17 protein-coding genes and 1 pseudogene are annotated in these 20825 nt (G+C 69.6%); 5 read left to right on the top strand and 13 right to left on the bottom strand.

Annotated features, from left to right (window positions below):
• Positions 1 to 12 precede the first annotated feature (12 nt).
• Positions 13 to 921, top strand: a complete 909-nt coding sequence (locus M8C17_RS01685) for an ATP-binding cassette domain-containing protein (RefSeq protein ID WP_252414351.1) — start codon at positions 13 to 15, stop codon at positions 919 to 921.
• 60 nt (positions 922 to 981) lie between these two features.
• Here M8C17_RS01685 and M8C17_RS01680 read toward each other — a convergent pair whose 3' ends face one another.
• The 5 genes and pseudogenes from M8C17_RS01680 to M8C17_RS01660 form a co-directional block, all read right to left on the bottom strand.
• Entirely contained in the window at positions 982 to 1155 is a 174-nt protein-coding gene (locus M8C17_RS01680) for a multicopper oxidase domain-containing protein (RefSeq protein ID WP_374556717.1), read from the bottom strand.
• Between the two features lie 303 nt (positions 1156 to 1458).
• Positions 1459 to 2514 carry a CapA family protein gene (locus M8C17_RS01675; RefSeq protein WP_252414350.1) on the bottom strand — a complete coding sequence of 352 codons (1056 nt, stop codon included), beginning with the start codon at positions 2512 to 2514 and terminating at the stop codon, positions 1459 to 1461.
• A gap of 226 nt (positions 2515 to 2740) precedes the next feature.
• Positions 2741 to 2863: pseudogene (locus tag M8C17_RS01670) on the bottom strand (IS110 family transposase); the annotation flags it as partial.
• Between the two features lie 87 nt (positions 2864 to 2950).
• On the bottom strand, positions 2951 to 4498 hold the full coding sequence (locus M8C17_RS01665; RefSeq protein ID WP_252414349.1) for an alkaline phosphatase: 1548 nt from the start codon (positions 4496 to 4498) through the stop codon (positions 2951 to 2953).
• A gap of 170 nt (positions 4499 to 4668) precedes the next feature.
• Positions 4669 to 4908 carry a hypothetical protein gene (locus M8C17_RS01660; RefSeq protein WP_252414347.1) on the bottom strand — a complete coding sequence of 80 codons (240 nt, stop codon included), beginning with the start codon at positions 4906 to 4908 and terminating at the stop codon, positions 4669 to 4671.
• 254 nt (positions 4909 to 5162) lie between these two features.
• Between M8C17_RS01660 and M8C17_RS01655 the strand changes: the two genes are divergently transcribed.
• The 4 genes from M8C17_RS01655 to M8C17_RS32250 all read left to right on the top strand — a co-directional run bounded on the left by M8C17_RS01655 (position 5163) and on the right by M8C17_RS32250 (position 11122).
• Positions 5163 to 6098: an ABC transporter ATP-binding protein gene (locus tag M8C17_RS01655; RefSeq protein WP_252414346.1), complete on the top strand. Its 936-nt coding sequence runs from the start codon at positions 5163 to 5165 to the stop codon at positions 6096 to 6098.
• A complete protein-coding gene (locus M8C17_RS01650) occupies positions 6095 to 7450 on the top strand; it encodes an ABC transporter permease (protein WP_252414344.1) in 1356 nt (451 codons plus the stop codon). Before M8C17_RS01655 ends, M8C17_RS01650 begins: the two co-directional genes overlap by 4 nt.
• Before the next feature lie 4 nt (positions 7451 to 7454).
• The gene (locus M8C17_RS01645) at positions 7455 to 10211 is read left to right on the top strand and encodes an alkaline phosphatase family protein (protein ID WP_252414343.1); all 2757 of its coding nucleotides are present in this window, start codon (positions 7455 to 7457) and stop codon (positions 10209 to 10211) included.
• 422 nt (positions 10212 to 10633) lie between these two features.
• Entirely contained in the window at positions 10634 to 11122 is a 489-nt protein-coding gene (locus M8C17_RS32250) for a transposase (protein WP_374556710.1), read from the top strand.
• Between the two features lie 496 nt (positions 11123 to 11618).
• On the opposite strand, the gene M8C17_RS01640 is transcribed toward M8C17_RS32250, so the two are convergent.
• Genes M8C17_RS01640 through M8C17_RS01605 form a run of 8 tightly spaced genes read right to left on the bottom strand, consistent with a single transcriptional unit; the run spans position 11619 to position 20659 of the window.
• The gene (locus tag M8C17_RS01640) at positions 11619 to 13259 is read right to left on the bottom strand and encodes a DUF4127 family protein (protein WP_252414342.1); all 1641 of its coding nucleotides are present in this window, start codon (positions 13257 to 13259) and stop codon (positions 11619 to 11621) included.
• Between the two features lie 2 nt (positions 13260 to 13261).
• Positions 13262 to 13969: an N-acetylmannosamine-6-phosphate 2-epimerase gene (locus M8C17_RS01635; protein ID WP_252414340.1), complete on the bottom strand. Its 708-nt coding sequence runs from the start codon at positions 13967 to 13969 to the stop codon at positions 13262 to 13264.
• A complete protein-coding gene (locus M8C17_RS01630; RefSeq protein ID WP_252414339.1) occupies positions 13966 to 14880 on the bottom strand; it encodes an ROK family protein in 915 nt (304 codons plus the stop codon). Before M8C17_RS01630 ends, M8C17_RS01635 begins: the two co-directional genes overlap by 4 nt.
• A complete protein-coding gene (locus M8C17_RS01625; protein ID WP_252414337.1) occupies positions 14877 to 15719 on the bottom strand; it encodes a carbohydrate ABC transporter permease in 843 nt (280 codons plus the stop codon). The genes M8C17_RS01630 and M8C17_RS01625 overlap by 4 nt, the downstream gene beginning before the upstream one ends.
• Positions 15709 to 16656, bottom strand: coding sequence for a carbohydrate ABC transporter permease (locus tag M8C17_RS01620; RefSeq protein WP_252414336.1), 948 nt, complete (start codon positions 16654 to 16656; stop codon positions 15709 to 15711). Before M8C17_RS01620 ends, M8C17_RS01625 begins: the two co-directional genes overlap by 11 nt.
• A gap of 10 nt (positions 16657 to 16666) precedes the next feature.
• Entirely contained in the window at positions 16667 to 17950 is a 1284-nt protein-coding gene (locus tag M8C17_RS01615; protein ID WP_252414335.1) for an extracellular solute-binding protein, read from the bottom strand.
• 27 nt (positions 17951 to 17977) lie between these two features.
• Complete coding sequence (locus M8C17_RS01610; RefSeq protein ID WP_252414333.1) at positions 17978 to 19573, bottom strand: FAD-dependent oxidoreductase; 1596 nt, start codon at positions 19571 to 19573, stop codon at positions 17978 to 17980.
• Positions 19574 to 19612: 39 nt separating this feature from the next.
• A complete protein-coding gene (locus M8C17_RS01605) occupies positions 19613 to 20659 on the bottom strand; it encodes a LacI family DNA-binding transcriptional regulator (protein WP_252414332.1) in 1047 nt (348 codons plus the stop codon).
• Positions 20660 to 20825 lie beyond the last annotated feature (166 nt).

Below are 20825 nucleotides of genomic sequence, written 5' to 3'. Positions count from 1 at the left end.
GAAGGAACTCCCATGCGAATCGAGATCTCCGGCCTGACGAAGACGTACCGCGGTGGGGTGGCCGCCATCGACGGCCTCGACCTGGCGGTGCCCACCGGGATGTTCGGCCTGCTCGGCGCGAACGGCGCCGGCAAGACCACGCTGATGCGCATCCTGGCCGGCATCGTCCGTCCGACGTCCGGCCGGGTCACCGTGGGCGAGCACGACCTCGGCACCGGCGCCGGGCGGACCGCCGTGCAGCGTGACCTCGGCTACCTGCCGCAGGACCTCGGCGTCTACCCCGACCTGACCGCCCGGCAGTTCCTCGACTACGTGGCGCTGCTCAAGGGCATGGACGACCGGACCGTCCGGCGCCGGCGGGTGGGCGAGCTGCTGGAGGTGGTGGCGCTGACCGAGCACGCGGACCGGCGGCTGCGCGGCTTCTCCGGCGGCATGCGGCAGCGGGTCGGCATCGCCCAGGCCCTGCTCGCCGACCCGCAGCTGCTGATCGTGGACGAGCCGACCGCGGGCCTCGACCCGGAGGAGCGGATCCGTTTCCGCACGCTGCTGTCCCAGTTCGCCGGCCGGCGCACGGTCCTGCTGAGCACGCACATCGTCGACGACATCGGGCAGACCTGCCGGGAGGTGGCGGTGCTCGCCAAGGGGCGGCTCATCTTCCGTGGCACGGTCGAGGAGTTGACCCGCCGCGCCCAGGGGCAGGTCTGGTCGGTCGTCACGGACGGACCGGCACCGACCGAGGGGACGGTGGTGTCCGCGCTGCCGCACGACGACGGCATGCGCTACCGGATCGTGGCGCCGTCCGCGCCGAGCCCCGGGGCGCTTCCCCTGGAGCCCGGTCTGGAGGACGGCTACCTCGCGGTGGCTACGGGTCGCGGTAACGCTTCGCGGCAGCCAGCTTCGCCGCCAGGACGTCGGCCGTGACCCGGGCCTCCTGCTTGTAGACCACGACGTAGCCGGGAGTGTCGCGCTGGAAGCGCAGCCTCAGTCCCGGTAGCCGAGGGTGGCCATCATGCCGGCCTCGGCGTGGTAGGCGTCGTGGCAGTGGGCCATCCAGCGGCCCGGATTATCAGCGTCGAAGTCGGCGGTGACCGTTCGGCCGGGAACGACGATCACGGTGTCCTTGCGGACGCCGCCACCGGCCACGGCGAAGGTCACCCAGCCGCGCCCGCAGTGACGCGGCGTCGTGGTAGGTGGCTCCGTCGATGGTCCACCGGTAGGGCTCATCGACCCGCACAGCTTGAGCTGGTGCACTCGGTGCGGTCGCCGCCCGCCAGGCATGCCTGACGGCCCACCTATTGCTGGCGCCTAAGGGAGTGGCATGAGACCGAGGGCTGCAGGAGCTGCACTCGGCGGTGCTCACGGAGCTGTGGGTCGGCGCGGTTCCAGCTGCGCGTCTCAACGTCGTCTGAGATTCACTCCAGCGGGCACCACATTGCCGCCGGACTGTGCTGTGCCCGACTACTGGGCGGGGCTCGCGGCGAGTCCGGTGCAGGCGTGCAAGTCCGCGTACTTCTGGCGGATCCGGGCCGTGTCCTCGCCGTGAGCGAGTTCGGGTCGACCGGTGCGTCGCGAGATCGTCGCGGGTACCAGTTCCGTCTTCGAGATCGCCGAACCGTCGAGGGTCACCCGCAGCACGCCCGTGTCGTTGCTGTACGCGTCGTCACGCCACCACACAAAGTTGCCGAGTCCGTACTGGACGAAGGTCTTGCCGAGCCACCCGTCGCCGAGCAGTAGGTGGGCGTGGGTGCCGACCACGATCGTGGCGCCCGCCTCGGCCATCTCGTCAGCGAACGCGCGAGCCTCGGCCGGTGGACACGCCTCGCCCTCCGTGCCCCAGTGGACGTAGACGACGACCACGCTGGCCTGGCGCCGGGCGGCGCGCACCGCCGCGACGGCGCGCGGCAGATCCCGGGTCATCGCGATGCCGGCCCGGGTGTCGGTGGCTTTCCACTCCGACCACAGCTCGGAGACCTGGCTGAAGCCGAGGACAGCGATTCTGGTACCGCGTATCTCGGTGATCCACGGCCTGTACGCCGCCGCCGCGTCGGCGCCCGCCCCGACGGCCGGCAACCCGACGGTCCTGGCTGCGTCCACGGTGTCGGCCAGCCCCGTCCGCCCGTAGTCCAACGCGTGGTTGTTCGCGATCGACACGACGTCGATGCCGGCGGCCTTTACCGCGTCATACGCGCTTGCTGGCGCCTGGAAATGGAACTCCTTCGGCTCCGGAGCGCCGCGTGTGGTGACCGCCGTTTCCAGGTTGACCATCGCCAGGTCTGCGGCCGACAGGGTCGACGAGATCGACCCGAACGCGGTCGCCGGGTCGCCCAACAGGTCGGCCGTACGGCCGGCGAAGTGCACATCGCCCGCGAAGGCCAAGGTGATTTCGGCGGGGTGCGACGGGGAGCCTGCAGGTGCGGAGCGGGTGGGCGCACCGGCCGGCGGGGTCCGGGCGGCATCGCACGCCGTAACAGTCAGGGTCGCCGCCAGCGCGACGAAGGAACGTGCCCATTTCACTCACCGCAGCATACGGAAACCCGCCCGACCCTAGGCCTGCTTGGCCAGGATTGCCCTCGGCCTGACCTGCGTGATGTCGGAGCCGAGAGGGCAAGGTAGACATAGCCTGGACGACAGTCGTGGCCGGCACCCGAGCTCTCGGGTGCCGGCCAGCGGCAGATCCAGTCATGGGCGACGGTTGACCCGGGCCCTGCCGGGGCAGCACCCCGGCATACGGATGAACCGGCTGAGGGGCATGCGACGTAGCGACGACGAGCTTGCGGCGGCCGGCCTTGCGTAGCCCGGCCGGGCCGCCGCAGCGCGACAGCAGCTCCAGCACTGCCTTGTGCTGCACCTTCGGGCCGAGCACGAGTCCGCCCGCCGAGCGGCGCTCCGTGTGGTCCGGCGAACAGCGCGACGGCCGCACCACGACAGCGCCGCCCGGCAGCGGCGCCGGTCAGGCGACGTCCACCTGGGCGCCCGGACGGCCGCTCTCCACCACGAAGCTTGCCCGGGTGGACACCGGGGCGCCCGGCTCAGTGACGTACGGCAGGACCCGGTAGTCGGTGCGCCACTGCTGCTGGTCGAGCTGGCAGCGGACGTAGCCGCGCCGGCCGTTGTAGAACTGCATGTGCGGGTTGCTGGCCAGCCACTCGGTGCCCCGCACGTCCATGTCCGAACCGTTGCCGCCCGACGTGATCGAGGTACCCAGGAACTCGACCCCGACGGTACGGGACGATTGGTCGTCGAAGCTCTGCTTCAGGTCGGCGACCATGCTGCAGTGCGCGTCGCCGGTGACGACGACCATGTTCTCGACGCCGCGCTCGACCACCCCGTCGAACAGGCGTTGCCGGGCCGCCGCGTAACCGTTCCAGTTGTCGTCCGACAGCCGCTTGCCAGGGCCGGGGTCCCGGTCGGCTTCGGCGATGACGGTCTGGTTGCCCAGCACGTTCCACCGTGCCGTCGAGGCGGCCAGGCCGTCGAGCAGCCACTGCTCCTGGGCGCTGCCGAGCATGGTTCGGGACGGGTTGTCCATCCCGGACGGGACCTGGTCCGAGCGGTACTGCCGGCCGTCGAGAATGTTGAACTCGGCGAGGTTGCCGTAACGGAGCCGCCGGTACAGCCGCATGTCCGGCCCCTGCGGGATGCTCATCCGGCGCAGCGGCATGTGCTCGTAGTACACCTGGTACGCGGCGGCCCGGCGCTTGTGGAAGTCCTCCTGCGACTGCTTCGGATCTTCGGAGGTGCCGTCCGCGTAGTTGTTCTCCACCTCGTGGTCGTCCCAGGTCACTGCCCACGGGAACCGGGCGTGTGCCAGCTGCAGGTCAGGGTCGGTCTTGTACTGGGCGTGGCGGATCCGGTAGTCGCTGAGCGAGAAGATCTCGGTGGCGGGCAGGTGCGGGCGGCCGACCGCGCTGGCGCCCGGACCTTCGTAGATGTAGTCGCCGAGATGCAGGACCAAATCCAGGTCCTCCTCGGCTAGGTGCCGGTAGGCGGTGAAGTGCCCGGCCGGCAGGTTCTGGCAGGACACGAAGCCGAAGGCGAGCCGCCGCCGATCCGCGTCGTACGCGGGTGCCGTGCGGGTCCGACCGACCGGGCTGAGTTGCGTGCCCACCCGGAACCGGTAGTAGTACTCGCGATCGGGGCGCAGACCGGTCACCTCCGCGTGCACCGAGTGTCCGAGCTCCGGTGTGGCCCGCTCCGCACCGGCGCGGACCACCCTCTGGAAGCCCTCGTCCTCGGCGATCTGCCAGGCCACCGGAACGACCCGCGGCTGCATCCCGCCCGAACCGTCCACGGCGAGCGGGTCCGGCGCCAGCCGGGTCCACAGAACCACCCCGTCGGGAGACGGGTCGCCGGAGGCGACACCGAGCGTGAACGGGTTGTCGGCGAAACTGGGGTCGGCCCACGCCGGTGCCGAGGAGAAGCCGGCGATGGCGGCGGCGGCACCCGCGCCGACCGCGCCCGTCAGCCCGAGGAATACACGCCGGTTATGAGAGGGCATGCGACAGTCCCTTTCAGAGAAGTAGAAGATCACCACCGATTCTTGGGACCGAGATTGCCGGCGGGTGGCCGCACGAAGACCGCAAGCGGACGCGTCCGCAGACATCGAGACTGTCCGGTCCCTGCATGCCCGACCGGCGATCCCGATGGTCGAGGCCGGTTGCCCCGTGGTCAGGATCGGCACGGGAAGCTGCTCCTAGAGCAGGTCACCCCAAAGTTGTTTGCGTCGTTGAAGTGGGTGTAGTAGGCGTCGTAGAGCGGGTGCGCGGCGCCGCTCTCCGGCGCCATCTTGACGAAGATTTCGTCGTTCTCGTTGAGGGCGTCCTGCGTCCAGTTCTGGGAGCCGGTGTAGACGCGGTACGGGTAGGCAATGCCGCACTTGCCGTAGGCCACGAAGAACTTGTCACGCACCTTGTCCTTGCGGTGGATGGCACGTCTTGGCCTATGGCGCGTACCGATCCGACGGTCGCTCCGCGGTGCTGGCAGGCTCGTCCGACAAGCCGCCCGACCGACTCCTAGTTGGACCGGCGCTGACTCGAGGTCCCACGGAGCTGCCTCCGTCCTTGGAAGCCGGTCGTCTTCCGTTCCATGAACGTTCAGCCAGTTGTCCGTGCCTGCGCCGCTTGTCGTCTCTAAGTTGCCTGAGGCGACGAAAGAAGGGGCTCATGGACGCACCACTAGCAATCCGGGCTCGAGGAATCACCAAGTGTTTCAGCGATGTCGTCGCACTCGACGGCATCGAGCTGGATGTGACCCAGGGGCAGATCCACGGTTTGGTCGGTCCGAACGGCGCCGGCAAGACCACATTGCTTGGTCTCCTGTTGGGCCTGGCCGTCGCCGACAGCGGCCGCCTCGAGATCCTCGGTACGCCGATCGCTCGGGCGCTCGCCGCCCCCGACGGCGTCGCGGGCTTCGTGGACGGGCCCGGCCTCTACCCCTCGCTCACCGCCCGGCAGAACCTCGCCGCCCTGGCCGCTCTCCGCGGCCAGGACGCGCGGACAACGGGGATCGACGACGTACTCGACCAGGTCGGGCTCACCGACGTCACCGACGACCGGGCGAGCGGTTTCTCCCTCGGCATGCGTCAGCGGCTCGGGCTCGCCGCGGCCCTGCTCAGCAAGCCCCGGCTGCTGGTGCTCGACGAACCTTCCAACGGCCTCGACCCGGCCGGCAAGAAGCACGTACACCGTGTCCTCACCCGGCTCGCGGCGGAAGGAACCACCGTCGTTCTCTCCAGCCACCGCATGGACGACCTGGAGGCGCTGTGCTCCGAGGTCACCATCCTCGCCACCGGACGGGTCGTCTTCTCCGGCCCGCTCAGCAAGCTGGCCGCCGAGAACCGCGAACTCGACTACCGGCTGCGCACCTCCGACCGCCAAGCCGCCCGGCAGCTGGCTGCCGACACAGCCGGGATCCACGTCGACGACGCCGGCGCACGGGACGCCGAGGTGCTCGTCGTGCGCGCGCTGGCACCCGCCCTCGACGAGCTGGTCGTGCGGCTCGTGAACGCTGGCATTGCGGTGCGTGAGCTCGCACCCGTGGTGTCGCCGCTCGAGGCCGCGTTCCTCGCCCTCACCGAACAGCAGGAGGTCATTCAGTGACCGCGACCATCGCCGCCGACAGCATTGTCCGGGCGCGCCGCGTCTCGGTGGCGCGCGGCTATCGCTTTGAGCTGGTCAAGCTGGTCTCCCAATGGCGGATCCGGCTGCTGGTCCTCGCCTGCTGGATCGCGCCGGCGCTGTTCGTCGCCGCGGTGAGCCAGCAGAGCTCGCTGCCCGTCGACACCCTCTTCGGCCGCTGGATGCACGCTACGGGGTGGGCGGGACCGCTTGTGACGCTCGGTTTCGCGGGCACCTGGGCACTGCCGTTGCTGACCTCGGTTGTCGCTGGCGACGTGTTCGCCTCCGAGGACCGGCTCGGCACCTGGCGCCACCTGCTCGTGGCGGTCCGGTCGCCTCGACGGATCTTCGCCGCAAAGGCACTGTCCAGCCTCACTGTCATCCTGCTGCTCGTGGCCGGGCTGGCCTGTTCCAGCGCGGTCGGTGGGGTCATCGCGGTCGGCAACCAGCCGCTGGTCGGCCTCGACGGCCACCTGCTGACGCCGGGTGACGCCGCCGGGAAGATTCTGCTCGCCTGGGTCTGCGTGCTCGCCCCGACCCTGGCACTCGCCGCTATCGGACTGCTCGGGTCCGTCGCGCTGGGGCGATCTCCCATGGGGCTGCTGCTGCCCGCGCTCGTCGCGCTCACGATGCAGCTCGCCCAGATGCTGCCGCTGCCCGTTGCCGTGCGACTCGCGCTGCCCGGTTATGCCTTCATCGCCTGGAGCGGTCTGTTCACCAGCTCTGCGCAGCTCGGCCCGCTCCTGATCGGCATCGTGGTCAGCCTGGTGTGGGCCGTGACCGCGACAGCGCTGGCGTACATGCTGTTCCTGCGTCGCGACTTCACCAACCTCACCGACGACGGCTCGGCGCGCCGCGCGGTCACCGTCGGAGCCTTGCCGCTGGTCGGGTTGCTCGCCGTGACGGTCGGGGTCGTCGCCGTAGCGACGCCGGCCACGGGCACCGGGATCGAGCAGGACAAGGTGCAGCGCTCGGTGGCCACGGCATTCGCCCACCTTTACCGCATGCAGACCAAGCAGCTCAACCGCCCCGATGTCACCGAAGGGCAGCTTCAGGCAACGGCGACGTGCAACAAGGGCGGCGGGAAGCTCGCCGCCGAAGGGCCGGGCAACGACTGGCGTTGCGTCGTCTCCTGGCATCTCCCTGACGTCGAGGCCGCAGGGTCGGCCATCTACCAGCTCGACGTCACCCCAGACGGGCGGTTCGTAGCCGATGGCGACGGACCGAAGGAAGTGAACGGCTACTTCCTGGTGCGGACCTCAACCGGGGACGCACCGAACCCGCTTTGGCAGTTCGACGGCAACGTCGAACTGCTCCACACCACGAAGGGATGACTCCATGCAGGTAACACGCCGCCGTCGGCGTGTGGAGAAGGACCAATCCGGCCCTCTCCGTCGACGCATCGCCCGCCGGCTACCCCTGGCGACGGCAGGCACCACCGCTGTCGTCGTCGCCGCCGGCACGGGCATCGCTTTCGCCCAGACGCACCAGTTCGGCACCGACCAGGTCGGCCAGGTGACCGACAAGGGCCTGGTCGTTTCCGACGACCAGTACATCAACCCGATCGGCGAGCGTCTCGTCATCAACGCCGGCAAGATCATGTCGTCTTCGGTCAGCCCGGACGGCACCCACCTGGCGGCCTCGGTCACCGACGGTGGGATGGCGCTGGGCATCTTGGACCTGAAGACCTGGAAGGTGCAGCAGTTCGTCGGCAACAACGCGGCGGCGAACCTGCGGATCAGCGGCAACGACGTGGGCCAGGAAGGCCCCACCTACTCGCCCGACGGTTCACAGCTGTGGCTGGGCCAGGCCGACGGCTACACCAAATTCACCGTGAACCCCGACGGCACACTTGCCAACCCGACGTTCATCCGGATCCCGCAGGACGGGCCCAAGCGCGCGCTGGCGGCTGAGGCGGTGTTCTCGCCCGACGGCTCCACCGTGTACTCCGCCGCCAACGGCCAGAACCGGGTGGTCGCCATCAACGCGGCGACCGGGGCCATCCAGCAGAGCTGGGCCGTGGGCAATGCGCCGCGTGACATGATCATGGTCGGCAGCAAGCTCTACGTCAGCAACGAGGGCGGGCGTCCGGCGTTGCCCGGCGAGAGCACGATCAACTCCTACAACACCCAGGTGCCGGCCGACCCTTCGACAGCTTCCACCACCACCGGCACGGTCAGCGTCATCGACGTGGCGAACCCGGCTGCCGCCGTCGCGAGCATCGACGTCGGCCTGCACCCGACCGCCCTATACGCCAAGAACGGGGCGCTGTTCGTCACCAACACCAACAGCGACGACGTGTCGGTCATCGACACCGCGAGCAACAAGGTCGTCCAGACCATCGCCACCCAGCCGTGGCCGGAGGCGACGGTGGGCTACCAGCCCAACGCGGTGACGCTCACCGACGACGGTCACCTGCTGGTGACGCTCGGCCGCGCCAACGCGGTCGCCGTCTACCGGTACACGACCCCACTGGAGCCGGTCAGCTACGTCGGCCTGCTCCCGACCGACTACTTCCCCGCGGAGATCACCGCCACCGGGAACCAGGTGCTCGTCTCCAACACCCGTGGTATCGATGCCCGCCGCCCCACCAACAGCGCCGGGCACGGCACCCACGACACGACCTCGAGCCTGCAGCGGTTCAGGCTGCCGAGTGACAAGGTCATCAAGTCCGAGACCGGCAAGGTCTTCAGCCAGAACGGCTGGACCGGCGGCTCGGTCAAGCTGGCCAAGGGCAGCAAGGCCAAGCCCGTGCCCGTCCCGCAGCGGCTCGGCGACCCCTCGACGATCAAGCACGTCTTCATGATCGTCAAGGAGAACCGGACCTACGACCAGGTCCTCGGTGACGACCCGCGCGGCAACGGCGACCCGTCGCTGGCGCAGTTCGGCGAGAACGTGACGCCGAACCAGCATGCGTTGGCAAAGCAGTTCGGGCTGTACGACAACACCTACGACATCGGCACGAACTCGGCCGAGGGCCACAACTGGCTGATGCAAGCCGACAACCCGGAGTACACCGAGTCCACGGCCGGTGAGTACATCCGCAGCTACGATACCGAGGACGACGCTCTCGGCCACCAGCGCACCGGCTTCATCTGGACCGGGGCGCAGGCGGCCGGCAAGACCGTGCGGGACTTCGGCGAATTCCACCAGTTCCTGAGCAAGCCGCCCGGCTCGAGTTGGCAGAACCTGTACTGCGACACCAAGAACATGGCTGCGACGGGGCAGGACACCGCCTACCGCATGGTCTCGTCCTCGCCGATCCCGTCGCTCAACAGCGTGTCGGTGCCGGGCTTCCCGAAGTACGACACGAGCGTTCCGGACATCTACCGGTACGAGATTTGGAAGCGTGATTTCGAAAAGAACGGGCCGGCGAACCTGAACATGTTCTGGCTGTCCAGCGACCACACCGGTGGCCCGCCGAATGCGGCGGCTCAGGTTGCGGACAATGATCTCGCGGTCGGCAAGATCGTTGACACGATCTCGCACAGCCCGTACTGGAAGGACTCGGCGATCTTCGTTGTCGAGGACGACTCCCAGGCCGGTCTCGACCACGTCGACGGCCACCGCGCCCCGATCCAGATCATCAGCCCCTGGGCCCAGCGCGGCGTCGTCGACAGTCACTACTACACGCAGATCACAATGATCCGGACCATCGAGCAGATCCTTGGGGTCCACCCGATGAACCAGAAGGACAGCGCCGCCAGCCCGATGCGTCAGGCGTTCACCATGAAGCCGGACCTCACGCCGTTCACCGCGGTGCCCAACCGGACCTCGCTGACCGCAGGTCTGGCCACACCGCCTGCCTGCGGCGTGGACACCCCCGCGCCGCAGAACCCTCTCGCCGCGGCCGCACCGTCGGCGACGGTGCCGGCGGACAAGCAGCAGGTCGCTGCGCAGTGGGACGAGTGGAAGTCGCACCAGCGGCTGACTGGCCCCGACGCCAAGCCCGACTTCGCGAACCCCGCGCAGATGAACCACTTCACGTGGTACCAGGCTCACGACTGGAAGAAGCCATACCCCGGCGAGGACAAATTCTTCGCGCCGGACGACGTGCCGGGCGCCTACATCCCGTCGCCGGAGTCCGACGGCTGACGCACGCTGACCGCGTCGACGGGGCCCCTGACCGGCATCACCGCCGGCCAGGGGCCTCGTCCGTGCCTTGTGTGCCGAATAGAAGGGCGGCAAAGAAGCCAGCCGTCGCACGCCGAGTTTTTTGGGCTGCAAGCCGCCAAGGTGCCTGCCTCTGCCCTGGGGATGTGCAAGCTGCCTGGAAGGCTGGGGCGCTTCGTTCGCGGACCATCGGAGGGTTGATGCGGGTAGAGGGCTGACAGGACCCAGGCGAACTGGGGAGTGCCATCAAAGGATCTTTATGTCGGATGATGAAGCGCGTGGGTCGTCGCTATGAGTTATCTGACGTCGAGTGGGACGCGCTGTCGAGGTATCTGCCGTCGGTGGTGACCGGTGGTCGGCCACGGGTCGATGATCGGCGGGTGCTCAACGGGATCGTGTAGAAGGTGCGGGCCGGGGCGGCGTGGCGCGATGTTCCGGCCCGCTACGGTTCCTGGCAGTCGATCTATACCCGTTTCCGCAGGTGGGCCCTGGACGGCACGTTCGAGCGGATGCGCGCCGGGTCCAGGTCGACGCTGACGCCGCCGGGGACATCGACTGGCTGGTGTCGGTCGACTCGACCATCGTGCGCGCTCACCAGCACGCCGCGGGCGCTGAAGGAGGGTCGAGAAACGGACGAACCACAAGATCACGCCCTCGGTCGAGGTCGAGGTCGACTGACCGTTGCTGATGGTCCTGGCGGCGATCGGCGCGGCGAGGGCTCCGTCAGCGGCCTGCCCTGCATCGACGCGGACCGCTTTGTCTCGCCACGCGGAGCCGGTAGCTGGTCCGTCGGCCGAGACTCGAATCCCACCCGCAGCGCCATGACTAGCGCGTCCGTCGTGGTGACCTCGTCGTCGTCACCGAAGAGGTCACCTCCAGCTAGACTCGCGTGAGCTTCAGAGACGCGCCGAGCATCATCGGCGGTGGGGCAATGGGTCGTGTCGCCCCACCGATACGAACCCCGTGCCTGCGGTAGGCGGGTCGGGATGGGTAGGCGCACGTCGTTCTCTTGGGTGACGGTAGGTCCCATGGCGGCTGCGGGGTGCGCGGGATTCTGGCGTCGGTCTGTCGGCCTGCCCCCGTTTACCCCCCGAAAACCCCCGCCTGTGGTTGACAACCAGTGACAAGAAGCGATCATCGCTGAGGCGTGTCTGGGCAGCTCAGCGCCTACTTCTGACAGTCAATGACAAGGTCGGGATGGCTGCGGTCGGTAACAAGGGGTCGTCGGTTCGAATCCGGCCGTCCCGACACAGGTGAGGGGCCATCTCGGAAATTCGAGACGGCCCCTCGGTCGTGCTGGGTAATTCATCGATGCTCACCGAAGAGCGGTTGGCCGCGCTCCTCGACGCGGTCGCCGGTGTGCAGCGCCTGGTGCTCGTTGCGGGCTTGTCAGGACAGTTGCAACCGAGGCTCGAGGATCACCTCGAAGAGCCGGTCCCACGGCAGCTCGACACGCGCCGCCTCGAAGCGAGCCAGGGTCGCCGTGAACGTCTTCGCGCCTCGCTGGCCCAGCACGATGCGGTGCCCGGCGAAGTGGTCGGCGAAGTACCGCTCGGTCAGCGGCACCAGCCGATCGCTAACCCAGCCGTCGAAGTAGCTCTTCTGCTCGGGGGTGAGCGCGAGCGGGTCCCAGCCCTGCGCCCGTGCGTGCGCGTACGCCTCGACCTGCACGATGTTCTTCCACGGGTCGTCCTTGACGAACCGGTAGAGCAGGTACTCGGCGTGCGCCTGGCCGGGCCCGCGCAGGTCGGGCACGCCGAACCCGCTGCCGGAGGAGCGGAGGTACGCCCACCGGGCGGTGCCGTGGCTGAGCGCCAGGCCGAGTGCGTTGCCGCCGGTGTTCCACCCCGAGTACGACAGCAGCGCCGCAAGATCCAGGCCGCTCTCCATCCGCGCGACCAGGTCGTGGTCCGCCTTGTTCACGATGAGCGGGTCCACCACGATGACCGGGCTGCCGGCAGCCAGCAGCCTGCCGATCCGCCCGACGAAGGCGTCCAGGTCGGCGGCCCGCTGCCCGGGTGCCGATGAGGGGGTGTTCACGGCGAGCACGATGTCCGCGTCGCCGCTGACGACCCGGCCCCCCACGGCGGCCACGTGCCGGCGGATGTTCTCCGCGAACGGGATGCCCTCCAGTTGAGCGGTCCAGTCCTCGCCGGAGACGCCGGCGTACTCCACGCGGTAGGCGGGCGCCGTACGGGCCGCGATCACCCGCGCGACCAGCAGCGCGTCGACCTCGTCGGCGCCGGGGAAGATTTCCACCCGCTCGCCGACGCCGAGTTGGGCGACCAGCGACTCCAACTCCACCCGCTCGGCTCGGGCCAGGCCGACTGGCGCGGTGTCGTCCTCGGAGAGCACAAGGTGGCTGATGGTGCCGTCGGCGACCCACTCCACCATCAGCCGGTTGACCTGGTGGTTGCGGGCCCGCGTGGCGAGATAGTCCTCGACGACCTGGTCGGGGATCCGCGCCCGGGTGGCATCGAGCTGGGCCCGCAGCTCCTCCTGCCCGAGGTTCGTCACCTGGTCGTAGAGCTTCGCCCAGGTGACCAGCAGGTCGCGGTACGTGTCCAGTTCGGTGCCCGTGCTGGTGATGGCGAGGCGCTGGATGGTGTCGTGCACCTCGATCACCGCACCCGGCCGGGTCGAGCGCAGGTTTCGGATCGCCGCCAGGTTCTCCAGGGCGGCCGCCAGGGTCGGGGCGGCGGTGCGGGAGGCGATCAGGCCGCCGTAGGCGAGCATGCTGACTGAGATCACGTACCCGTCGACCGCGTCGGTGGAGCCGATCCAGCGGGCGATGGCGGCTCCGTCGCCGGGGGTGAAGAAGCGGCCCAGCAGATCCCGCGGCGGCAGTTGCACCTGGGCGCCGGCGCTCGCCGCGGTCATTTGCGGGGCGTAGGTGTTGACCGGCCGGTCGTCCAACGGGACCAGTGCCACGGTCAGCCGCCGGTTGTCGGGCCCGGCGAATGCGGGTCGGCCGACGGCCACGGTGGTCAGCCCGGCCATGCCGGTGGCCAGGAGGGTACGTCTTCTCATGTTCACTCCCTCTGTGTCGGGGCGCTCGCCGCGCGGGGGGTGGCCGGTACGAGCCGGCGGGTGATCCACAGTGGTGAGGTGACGGCGTTGCCCATCACCACGGCGTGCGCACCCGCCTCGAAGGCTCGGCCGATCTGTTCCGTGGTGCGGTACCGCCCTTCGGCGATCACCGGCACGGGCAGCAGTGCGACGAGTCGCTCCACGAGCCCGAGGTCGGGCCCGCCAGTCGGTGGACTGGCCGGGGTGTAGCCGGACAGTGTGGTGGCGACGGCGTCCGCGCCGGCCTCGACGGCGGCGACGCCCTCGGCCGTGGTGGAAACGTCGGCCAGGATCAGCGCGTCGGTCCGTTGGCGGAGCAGGCGGACCGTTTCGGCGAAGGGGCGTCTGTCCGGTCGGGGGCGGTCGGTGGCGTCGATCGCGACGATGTCGGCCCCGGCCAGCGCCACCTCGAGCGCGTGGGCCGCGGTCGGGGTGATGAAGACGTCCTCGGTGCCGTGCTTGTACAGCCCGATCACCGGAACGTCGACGACGGGGCGCACCGCTCGGACGTCGTCCGGGCCGTTGATTCGGACCCCCACCGCGCCGCCGCGTACCACCGCGGCCGCCACCCGGGCCTGGACGTACGGATCGCGCATCGGGTCGTCAGGGTCGTCGGGCAGCGGTTGGCAGGACACCACCAGCCCGCCGGCCAGATCGTCGAGCACGTTCACCCGTTGGTCCTTCCGATGTCGGGTCTGTCGATGGCCAGTCGGGCGGCGCCGACCACGACGGCGTCCGCGCCCAGCGTGGCGGGCAGCAGCGGAACGTCGGCCCAGCCCGCGGGCACCTCGGCCGAGTAGGCGACCGACGCGGCGGGCAGCAGGGCGCCGGCCGCCCCGCCGGTCACCAGGACCGCTTCCGGATCGAGCAGGGCCGCCAACCCCGCCAGGGCCGCGCCGAGAGCCGTTCCGGCCCGCTCCACGACCCGTTGGGCGACCCCGTCTCCGGCCGCGGCGCGGTCCGCCACGCTCCGCCCGGTGACGCGGGTACCGGTCTCGATGGAGTACGCGGCGGCCAGCCCGCTGCCAGAGGCGATCGCCTCCAGATGCCCGTACCGGCCGCACCCGCACCGCAGCCGCTCGGCACCCGGGGCCGGCAGATGCCCGACCTCGCCGGCGGCGCCGCGGGCACCGGCCTCGACGCGGCCGTTGCGGACGACCGCCCCGCCCAGCCCGGTGCCGACGGCCACCAGCAGCACATGGGTTCGGTCCCGTCCGGCGCCGGCCCAGCATTCGCCCAGCGCGGCGGCGTTCACGTCGTTGGTGACCCGCACGGGTCGACCCAGCCGGGCGGCCAACGCGTCGGCGACCGGAGTGCCAGCCCAGCCGGGCAGGCTGTCGGTGGCGTACCGGATGCCGCCGGTTGCGGGGTCGACCGTGCCGGCCGTGCCCACCCCCACCGGCTCGGCGGCCGCGCCGAGCAGGTCGGTGGCCAGCCGGGCGGCGGCGTCCAGCACGGCCCCGGGCCCGGACCGGGCAGGCGTGGGCACCTCGCGGCGCTCCAGCACCTGCCCGACCCGGTCGACCAGCGCGGCCGCCGTCTTGGTGCCGCCGATGTCGATGCCGACAACCGGTGCCGTCATCCCTTGAGACCGGTGTGCGCGAGCCCCTCGACGAACTGCTTCTGCGCGATGACGAAGACCACCAGGACCGGCAGCGCGGTCATCGACGCCGCGGCCATCTGGACGTCCCACATGGGACCGCCGTAGGCGTCGACGAACTGGGTGAGCGCCTGGGGCAGGGTGAACTTCTCCGGAGAGGAGAGGAACACGATCGGTTCCAGGTAGAGGTTCCAGCTGTGCAGGAAGGTGAAGATCGCCACCGCGCCCAGTGCCGGCCGCGACAGCGGCAGGGCGATCCGCCAGAAGGTGGCGAAGCGTCCCAACCCGTCGACCCGGGCCGCCTCCTCCAGCTCATCGGGGAGGCTGATGAAGAACTGCCGCATGATGAACGTCGCCAGGACGCTCGGCGCGCCGAAGATCGGCACCAGGATCAGCGGCCAGTGGGTGTTGACCAGGCCGAGTTTGAAGAACATCTGGAACAGCGGCACGATCGTCACCTCGCTGGGAATGAGCAGGCCCGCGAGGACGACCAGGAACAACACGTTCTGGCCCCGGAACCGGATGCGCGCGAAGGCGTACCCGGCCAGCGCCGCCACGGCCATGGTGCCGACTGTGACGACCAGCGCGATGTAGAGGCTGTTCAGGTACTGCTGCCCGAACGGCTGCAACTCGAACACCCGCTGGTAGGCGTCGATCTGCGGGTTGGTCGGCAGCAGCTTGGGCGGGAAGGCGAAGATGTCCGACACCGGCTTCAGCGACGAGGTGACCATCCACCAGGTCGGGAAGACGAACGGGATCGCCAGGACCAGCAGCACCCCGTAGAGCACCAGCTTGGTCCGCCGGGACAGGTCACGATTCATGGAAGACCCACCTCTTGCGCATCTGCCACTGCAGCACGGTGAGGGCGAGCACGATGACGAACAGCAGGATCGACAGCGTGGCGCCGTAGCCGAAGTGATGGAATTGGAAGGCCTGCTGGTACAGGTAGTAGACGAGCACCGTCGTCGAGGTGCCGGGTCCGCCCTGGGTGAGCACCGCGATCTGCGCGAAGACCTGCAGCGACCCGACCACGGTGATGATCGAGGTCAGCAGGATCGTCGGGCTGATCAGCGGTACGGTGATCCGCCAGAACTGGCGCATCCGGCTCGCCCCGTCCACCTCCGCGGCCTCGTACAGATCGGCCGGCACGCCCTGCAGGGCGGCCAGGAACAGCACCATGTTCAGGCCGACGTTCTTGAACACCTGCACGACGATCACGGACACCATCGCGGTGCCCTCGCCGCGCAGCCAGTTCGGCCCGTCCACGCCAATGGTGTCGAGCAACCCGTTGATCCCGCCGTTGTCCTGAAGCAGGAAGCCCCAGACGATGGTCCAGGCCACCAGCGAAACCACCACGGGTGAGAAGAACAGTGTGCGGAACACGATCGTGCCCCGCAGCCTCTGGTTGAGCAGGACGGCCAGCAGCAGGGCCAAGCCGAGGTTGAACACCACCAGGCCGATCGAGAACAGCCCGGTGGCGCGCAGCACCGCGCCGAGATTGGGGTCGTCGGCGAGGCCCTGGTAGTTCTCGGTGCCGACGAAGTCGAAGGTCCCGGCGAGGACGTTCCACTCGTGCAGGCTGTACCAGAACACGAGGATCAGCGGCAGGATCACGAAGACGACGCTGCCGAGCAGTTGCGGGGCGATGAACACAAAACCGGTGAGCTGGTCCCGGCGTCGGCTGGTCCAGAACGGCCGGGCCGGGCCCGGGGCGGGCCCGGCCGAAGCCGAGCCCACCCTGGTGTCCGTCTGGGTCATGATCGTTGCCCTACTTCGCCAGCAGAGGCTGGATCTTGGCGCAGACGCCGTCGAGCACGGCCTTGACGTCCGCGTTCGGCTGCCACAGCGGGTCGAGGCCGGCACGGACCTGTTGGCTCAGCTCGGCCTGCCCGGAGTGGTTGGGCTTGACCACGCCGTTGGTGATGCCGTCGATGACGACCTTCTGCAGCTGCTCCGGCTTGAGCTTCGGGTTCGTCTTGGCGAGCGTCTCGGCGGTCAGCTGCGACTGTCGGGGCGCCGGGAAGAACTGGGCGAGCTTGGCCGAGTTCGTGGGGTTGGTGAAGAAGGCCAGGAAGTCTGCCGCCTGCTTGGCGTGCGGGCTCTTCTTCATCACCCCGAGGCCAGCCTGGCCGACCACCGCGTAGTCCCCCTTCGGCCCGGCCGGAAGCGGCACCAGGTCCCACCCGAAGCCGCCGTCCTTCAGCAGCGAGGCGCGGGAGATCTGGGTGATCGTCATGGCCGAGTCACCGGCGAAGAAGTCGGCGGTCGTGCCCGGGCCGGGCAGCGCCTTCTGGGTGAAGGTGGCCTCGTGCAGGGCGGTCATCGCCTCGACCATCTCCGGGCTGTTGAAGCCGCAGGTCTTGCCGTCCTCGCTCCATGCCTGGGCTCCCCACCCGGTCCAGAAGGTGGACAGGTTGTCCCAGCCCTTGTAGTCGAAATCCCGAATGACCAGGCCGGCCTTGCCGGAGTTCGCCGCCGTCGCCGCGGCGGTGGTCAGGGCGTTGTCCCAGGTCCACTGACCGGCCGCGATCAGCTCGGCCGGGGTCTTCTGCCCGGCCTTCTTGACCATGTCGGTGTTGACGAAGACCCCGAACGGCGAGGTGGAGAAGGGGTACGCGTACAGCTTCCCGTCGTTCTGCCAGAGCTTGAGGGTGGCGGGGGAGATGTCCTCGTACTGATAACCCTCGGCCTTCTTGAGCGTGTCGTCGAGAGGCAGCAGCGCGCCCGAGGCGACGAAGTCCGGGGCGGAGTTCTCGAACACCCACGCGAGGTCGGGCGCGTTCCCGCCCGCGATCTGGGTGGTCAGGGTCGTGGTGTAGGTGTCGAACGGCAGCGGGTCGAACTTGATCTCCGCCACGTCGGGGTGGCTCTTGCGGTACTCGTCGGCGATCTCGTTGAACAGCTTGAGGTGCGCCTCGTTGGCCGACCAGACGGTCATCCGCAGCTTCGCCGGGCCGCTGTCGGCGGCCTCGCCACCGCCGCCGCAGGCGGTCAGGGCGAGCGCGCCGGTCAATGCCACGGCGACGCCGCGCAGGGCCTTTCCTGCTCTCACAATGTTCTCCTCACCGGGGGTGTGTGTTCAGTAGCCCGCGATCCGCGGCCAGCGCTGTTCCACGCCGGCCGCGGTGAGGCGGTCCTGGAAGTCGGCCAGCAGACGGGGGGTGTTGCGGACCGCACGCGGGGACTCGCCCCGCGCCAGACAGAAGTCGGCGAGCAGACCGGCGACCTCGCCGACGTTCCACTCGACCGGGTGCAGCCGGTAGCTGCCGTTGGTGACGTGGGTGGTGCCAATGTTCTTGCCGGCCGGCAGCAGGTTCTCCATCCGCCGTGGGATCAGCGCGCCGAGGGGGATCTCGAACGGGCAGGAGCCGACGTCGATGTAGTTGTCGCCGCCGGTCGACGGGTGCAGGTCGATCCGGTACATGCCCACGCCCACCGCGTCCGGGTAGCTGACCGCGCCGTGCTCGCCCCGCACCGCCAGGGACAGGTCCTGCTCGGCCACGGTGTACTCGGCCTGGATCCGGCGGGACTCGCGGATGTACGGGGCCTGGGCCAGGCCGTCGGAGCTGCCGGTCACGTCGCCGCGCAGTCGTAGGCCGGGGAAGCCGGTGCCGCCGTCCGGCCGGGGCGCCTCGGTCTGCAGCCAGTAGAGCACCGAGTACGACAGCTCGCGGGCCTTGGACAGGTGCCACGACGCGTTCGGCACGTCGATGACCGGACCCTCGAAGTAGTCGATCATCGGCCAGTTGACCAGCGTGATGTCGCTGCCGTACGCGCCGTCGGTGAAGTTGCGCCGCGCGGCGATCCGCCGGAACGTCCACAGGTTGCCGTCACCGGGATTGACGCGTTGATCGGCGTTGACGCTCAGCGGATCGTCGTCCGGGTTGGGGGTGAAGCTGCGCTCGACGATCTCCAGCGTGCGCGGGTGCGGTGACTTCCAGGACAGCAGCCGGTCACCCCAGAAGTCGGGCTTGTAGTCGCGCCAGAAGTCGTACCCCGCGGGGCGGTCGATGGTGTGGTCGCCGTCGACGTGGTCGAGGGCGAAGCAGACGGACACCGCCTGCATGTTCATCGGCTGGGCCTCGGCCGGGGCGCTCGGCTCACCGGTCTGCGCCTGCGACTCGAACCCGGTGACGTACTCGGTGCCCGTCAGCGGTAGCAACTCGCCGGTCTCGGTGGCGTCCAGGACGTACGGCGCGACCACGTCGATCCGCTCGTCCCGGTCGCGGTGCGCCAGCGTCACGCCGGTCACCCGGTCCCCGTCGGTCTCCGCGGCGACCGGCCGGTACGGCTGCAGCACCCGCAGCCGGCCGGAACCGAGGTACGGGGCGAGCATCTGTTCGAGGACGGCGACGGCCACCCGCGGCTCATGGCAGAGTCGGCTCACCCAACCCGCACCGGGGTTGAGGTCGGTCCAGGCCCGGGACCGTTCGGTCAACGGGTAGTGGCGACGGTAGTAGTCGCGGATGCCGTTGCGCAGCGCCCGGTAGCTGGCGGTGGCGCCGAACTGCTCGATCCAGGAGTGTTCGTCCGGCGGGACGGCTTGGCTGGTGAGTTGCCCGCCGAGCCAGTCGAACTCCTCGGTCAGGATGACGGACCGGCCGGACCGGGCCGCGGCGAGCGCCGCGGCGACGCCGCCCAGTCCGCCTCCGACGACGAGGACGTCCGTACGCATGAGTACCACGTGCTTCCTTCCAGTTGCGCGGCCGACCGCTTAGCGCCGGTCGACCGCCGGATCAGGGGTGCCGAGGGTGTTGCCCTCGACGAGTTCGCAGGCGAGAAGTCGTTGCTGGGGGCCGGCAGCGCTGCCATCGATGACGCCCGTCAACACCTCGACCGACTGTCGGCCCATCTCCTCGCGAGGGATGCGGAACCCGGTGAACGCGATGTCGGTGGGGACCGGGACCGTCGGGTCGCCGAGGGTCACGATCGACAGGTCGCCGGGCACGGTCAGGCCGCGCCGACGGGCGGCCGACTCCAGCGCGACCGCCGTGGCGAAGTCCTCCACGAAGACGACGGTGGTCCCGTCGGCCAGCAGGGTGTCGACGGTCGTGTCGGCTTCCCCGGCCAGCGCTGACATCTCCCCGGCGGCCTCTGCGGTCGTCGCGGCGGCGCGGAACCCACGGCGCCGGTCCTCGGAGGATTCCGCGTTGGTGCCCATATTCAGGTACATCAGGCGGCGGTGGCCGCGCCGCAGTGCCACCTCGACGAGTTGGGCCACCGCCGAGGCGTAGTCCGCGCCGACGTAGGGGACCGGACCGCCGGCGTCGTCGCGGCGCCCGACGGCGACGTACGGATATCCGTCACGGTTGAGCCGGTGCAGCTCCGCGCCGTCGATCTCGCGCCCGAGCAGGATGCACCCGTCGGCCAGACGCAGCCGGTTGTCCTGGTGGAAGATGCGTCGCCGGCCGTCCACCACCGGCGCGCTGGTGAACAGCAGCAGGTCGCAGCCGAACCGCTCGGCGTACTCCTCGATACCGAGCAGGAACGGGTGGAAGAAGTCCCGGCTGCCGCTGGGGAAGGCGGGCTCGTAGGTGAAGACGCCGATGATCCGGTTGAACCGCGAGGCGAGGCGGCGGGCCACGGGGTCGGCGGCGTACCCGGTCTCGGCGATGACCCGCAACACCCGGTCCCGGGTCTCCGGGGCGATGCGGACCTCGGCGTCGGTCCGGTTGTTGAGCACCAGCGACACCGTCGCCTGACTGACACCGGCCATCCGCGCGATGTCACGTTGGGTGACACGTCTGGGGGGAGTGGTCACGTCGGGTCCTTCCGGTGCGGCTAATGCGTATTAGCCCTCGTGTTGGGAAGGAGCTTGGCGGGCCGACCGGTGCATGTCAAGGGGCGGGCCGCAAGATTTCGGCGCGATGAACTTCCTGGAGTAATGCGCATTAGCGGTCGGGCCCTCAGCGGTCTGGTCCGCGCCC

The sequence above is a fragment of the Micromonospora sp. RHAY321 genome, from assembly GCF_023896955.1.
Lineage (GTDB): Bacteria > Actinomycetota > Actinomycetes > Mycobacteriales > Micromonosporaceae > Micromonospora.
This window is presented reverse-complemented; position numbering and strand designations above follow the sequence as displayed.

Excerpts from the sequence above, each read along its gene's own strand:
- M8C17_RS01685 (WP_252414351.1), top strand. The coding sequence starts at position 13 with ATGCGAATCGAGATCTCCGGCCTGACGAAGACGTACCGCGGTGGGGTG.
- M8C17_RS01665 (WP_252414349.1), bottom strand. The coding sequence starts at position 4,498 with ATGCCCTCTCATAACCGGCGTGTATTCCTCGGGCTGACGGGCGCGGTC.
- M8C17_RS01655 (WP_252414346.1), top strand. The coding sequence starts at position 5,163 with ATGGACGCACCACTAGCAATCCGGGCTCGAGGAATCACCAAGTGTTTC.
- M8C17_RS01645 (WP_252414343.1), top strand. The coding sequence starts at position 7,455 with ATGCAGGTAACACGCCGCCGTCGGCGTGTGGAGAAGGACCAATCCGGC.
- M8C17_RS01640 (WP_252414342.1), bottom strand. The coding sequence starts at position 13,259 with ATGAGAAGACGTACCCTCCTGGCCACCGGCATGGCCGGGCTGACCACC.
- M8C17_RS01630 (WP_252414339.1), bottom strand. The coding sequence starts at position 14,880 with ATGACGGCACCGGTTGTCGGCATCGACATCGGCGGCACCAAGACGGCG.
- M8C17_RS01625 (WP_252414337.1), bottom strand. The coding sequence starts at position 15,719 with ATGAATCGTGACCTGTCCCGGCGGACCAAGCTGGTGCTCTACGGGGTG.
- M8C17_RS01620 (WP_252414336.1), bottom strand. The coding sequence starts at position 16,656 with ATGACCCAGACGGACACCAGGGTGGGCTCGGCTTCGGCCGGGCCCGCC.
- M8C17_RS01610 (WP_252414333.1), bottom strand. The coding sequence starts at position 19,573 with ATGCGTACGGACGTCCTCGTCGTCGGAGGCGGACTGGGCGGCGTCGCC.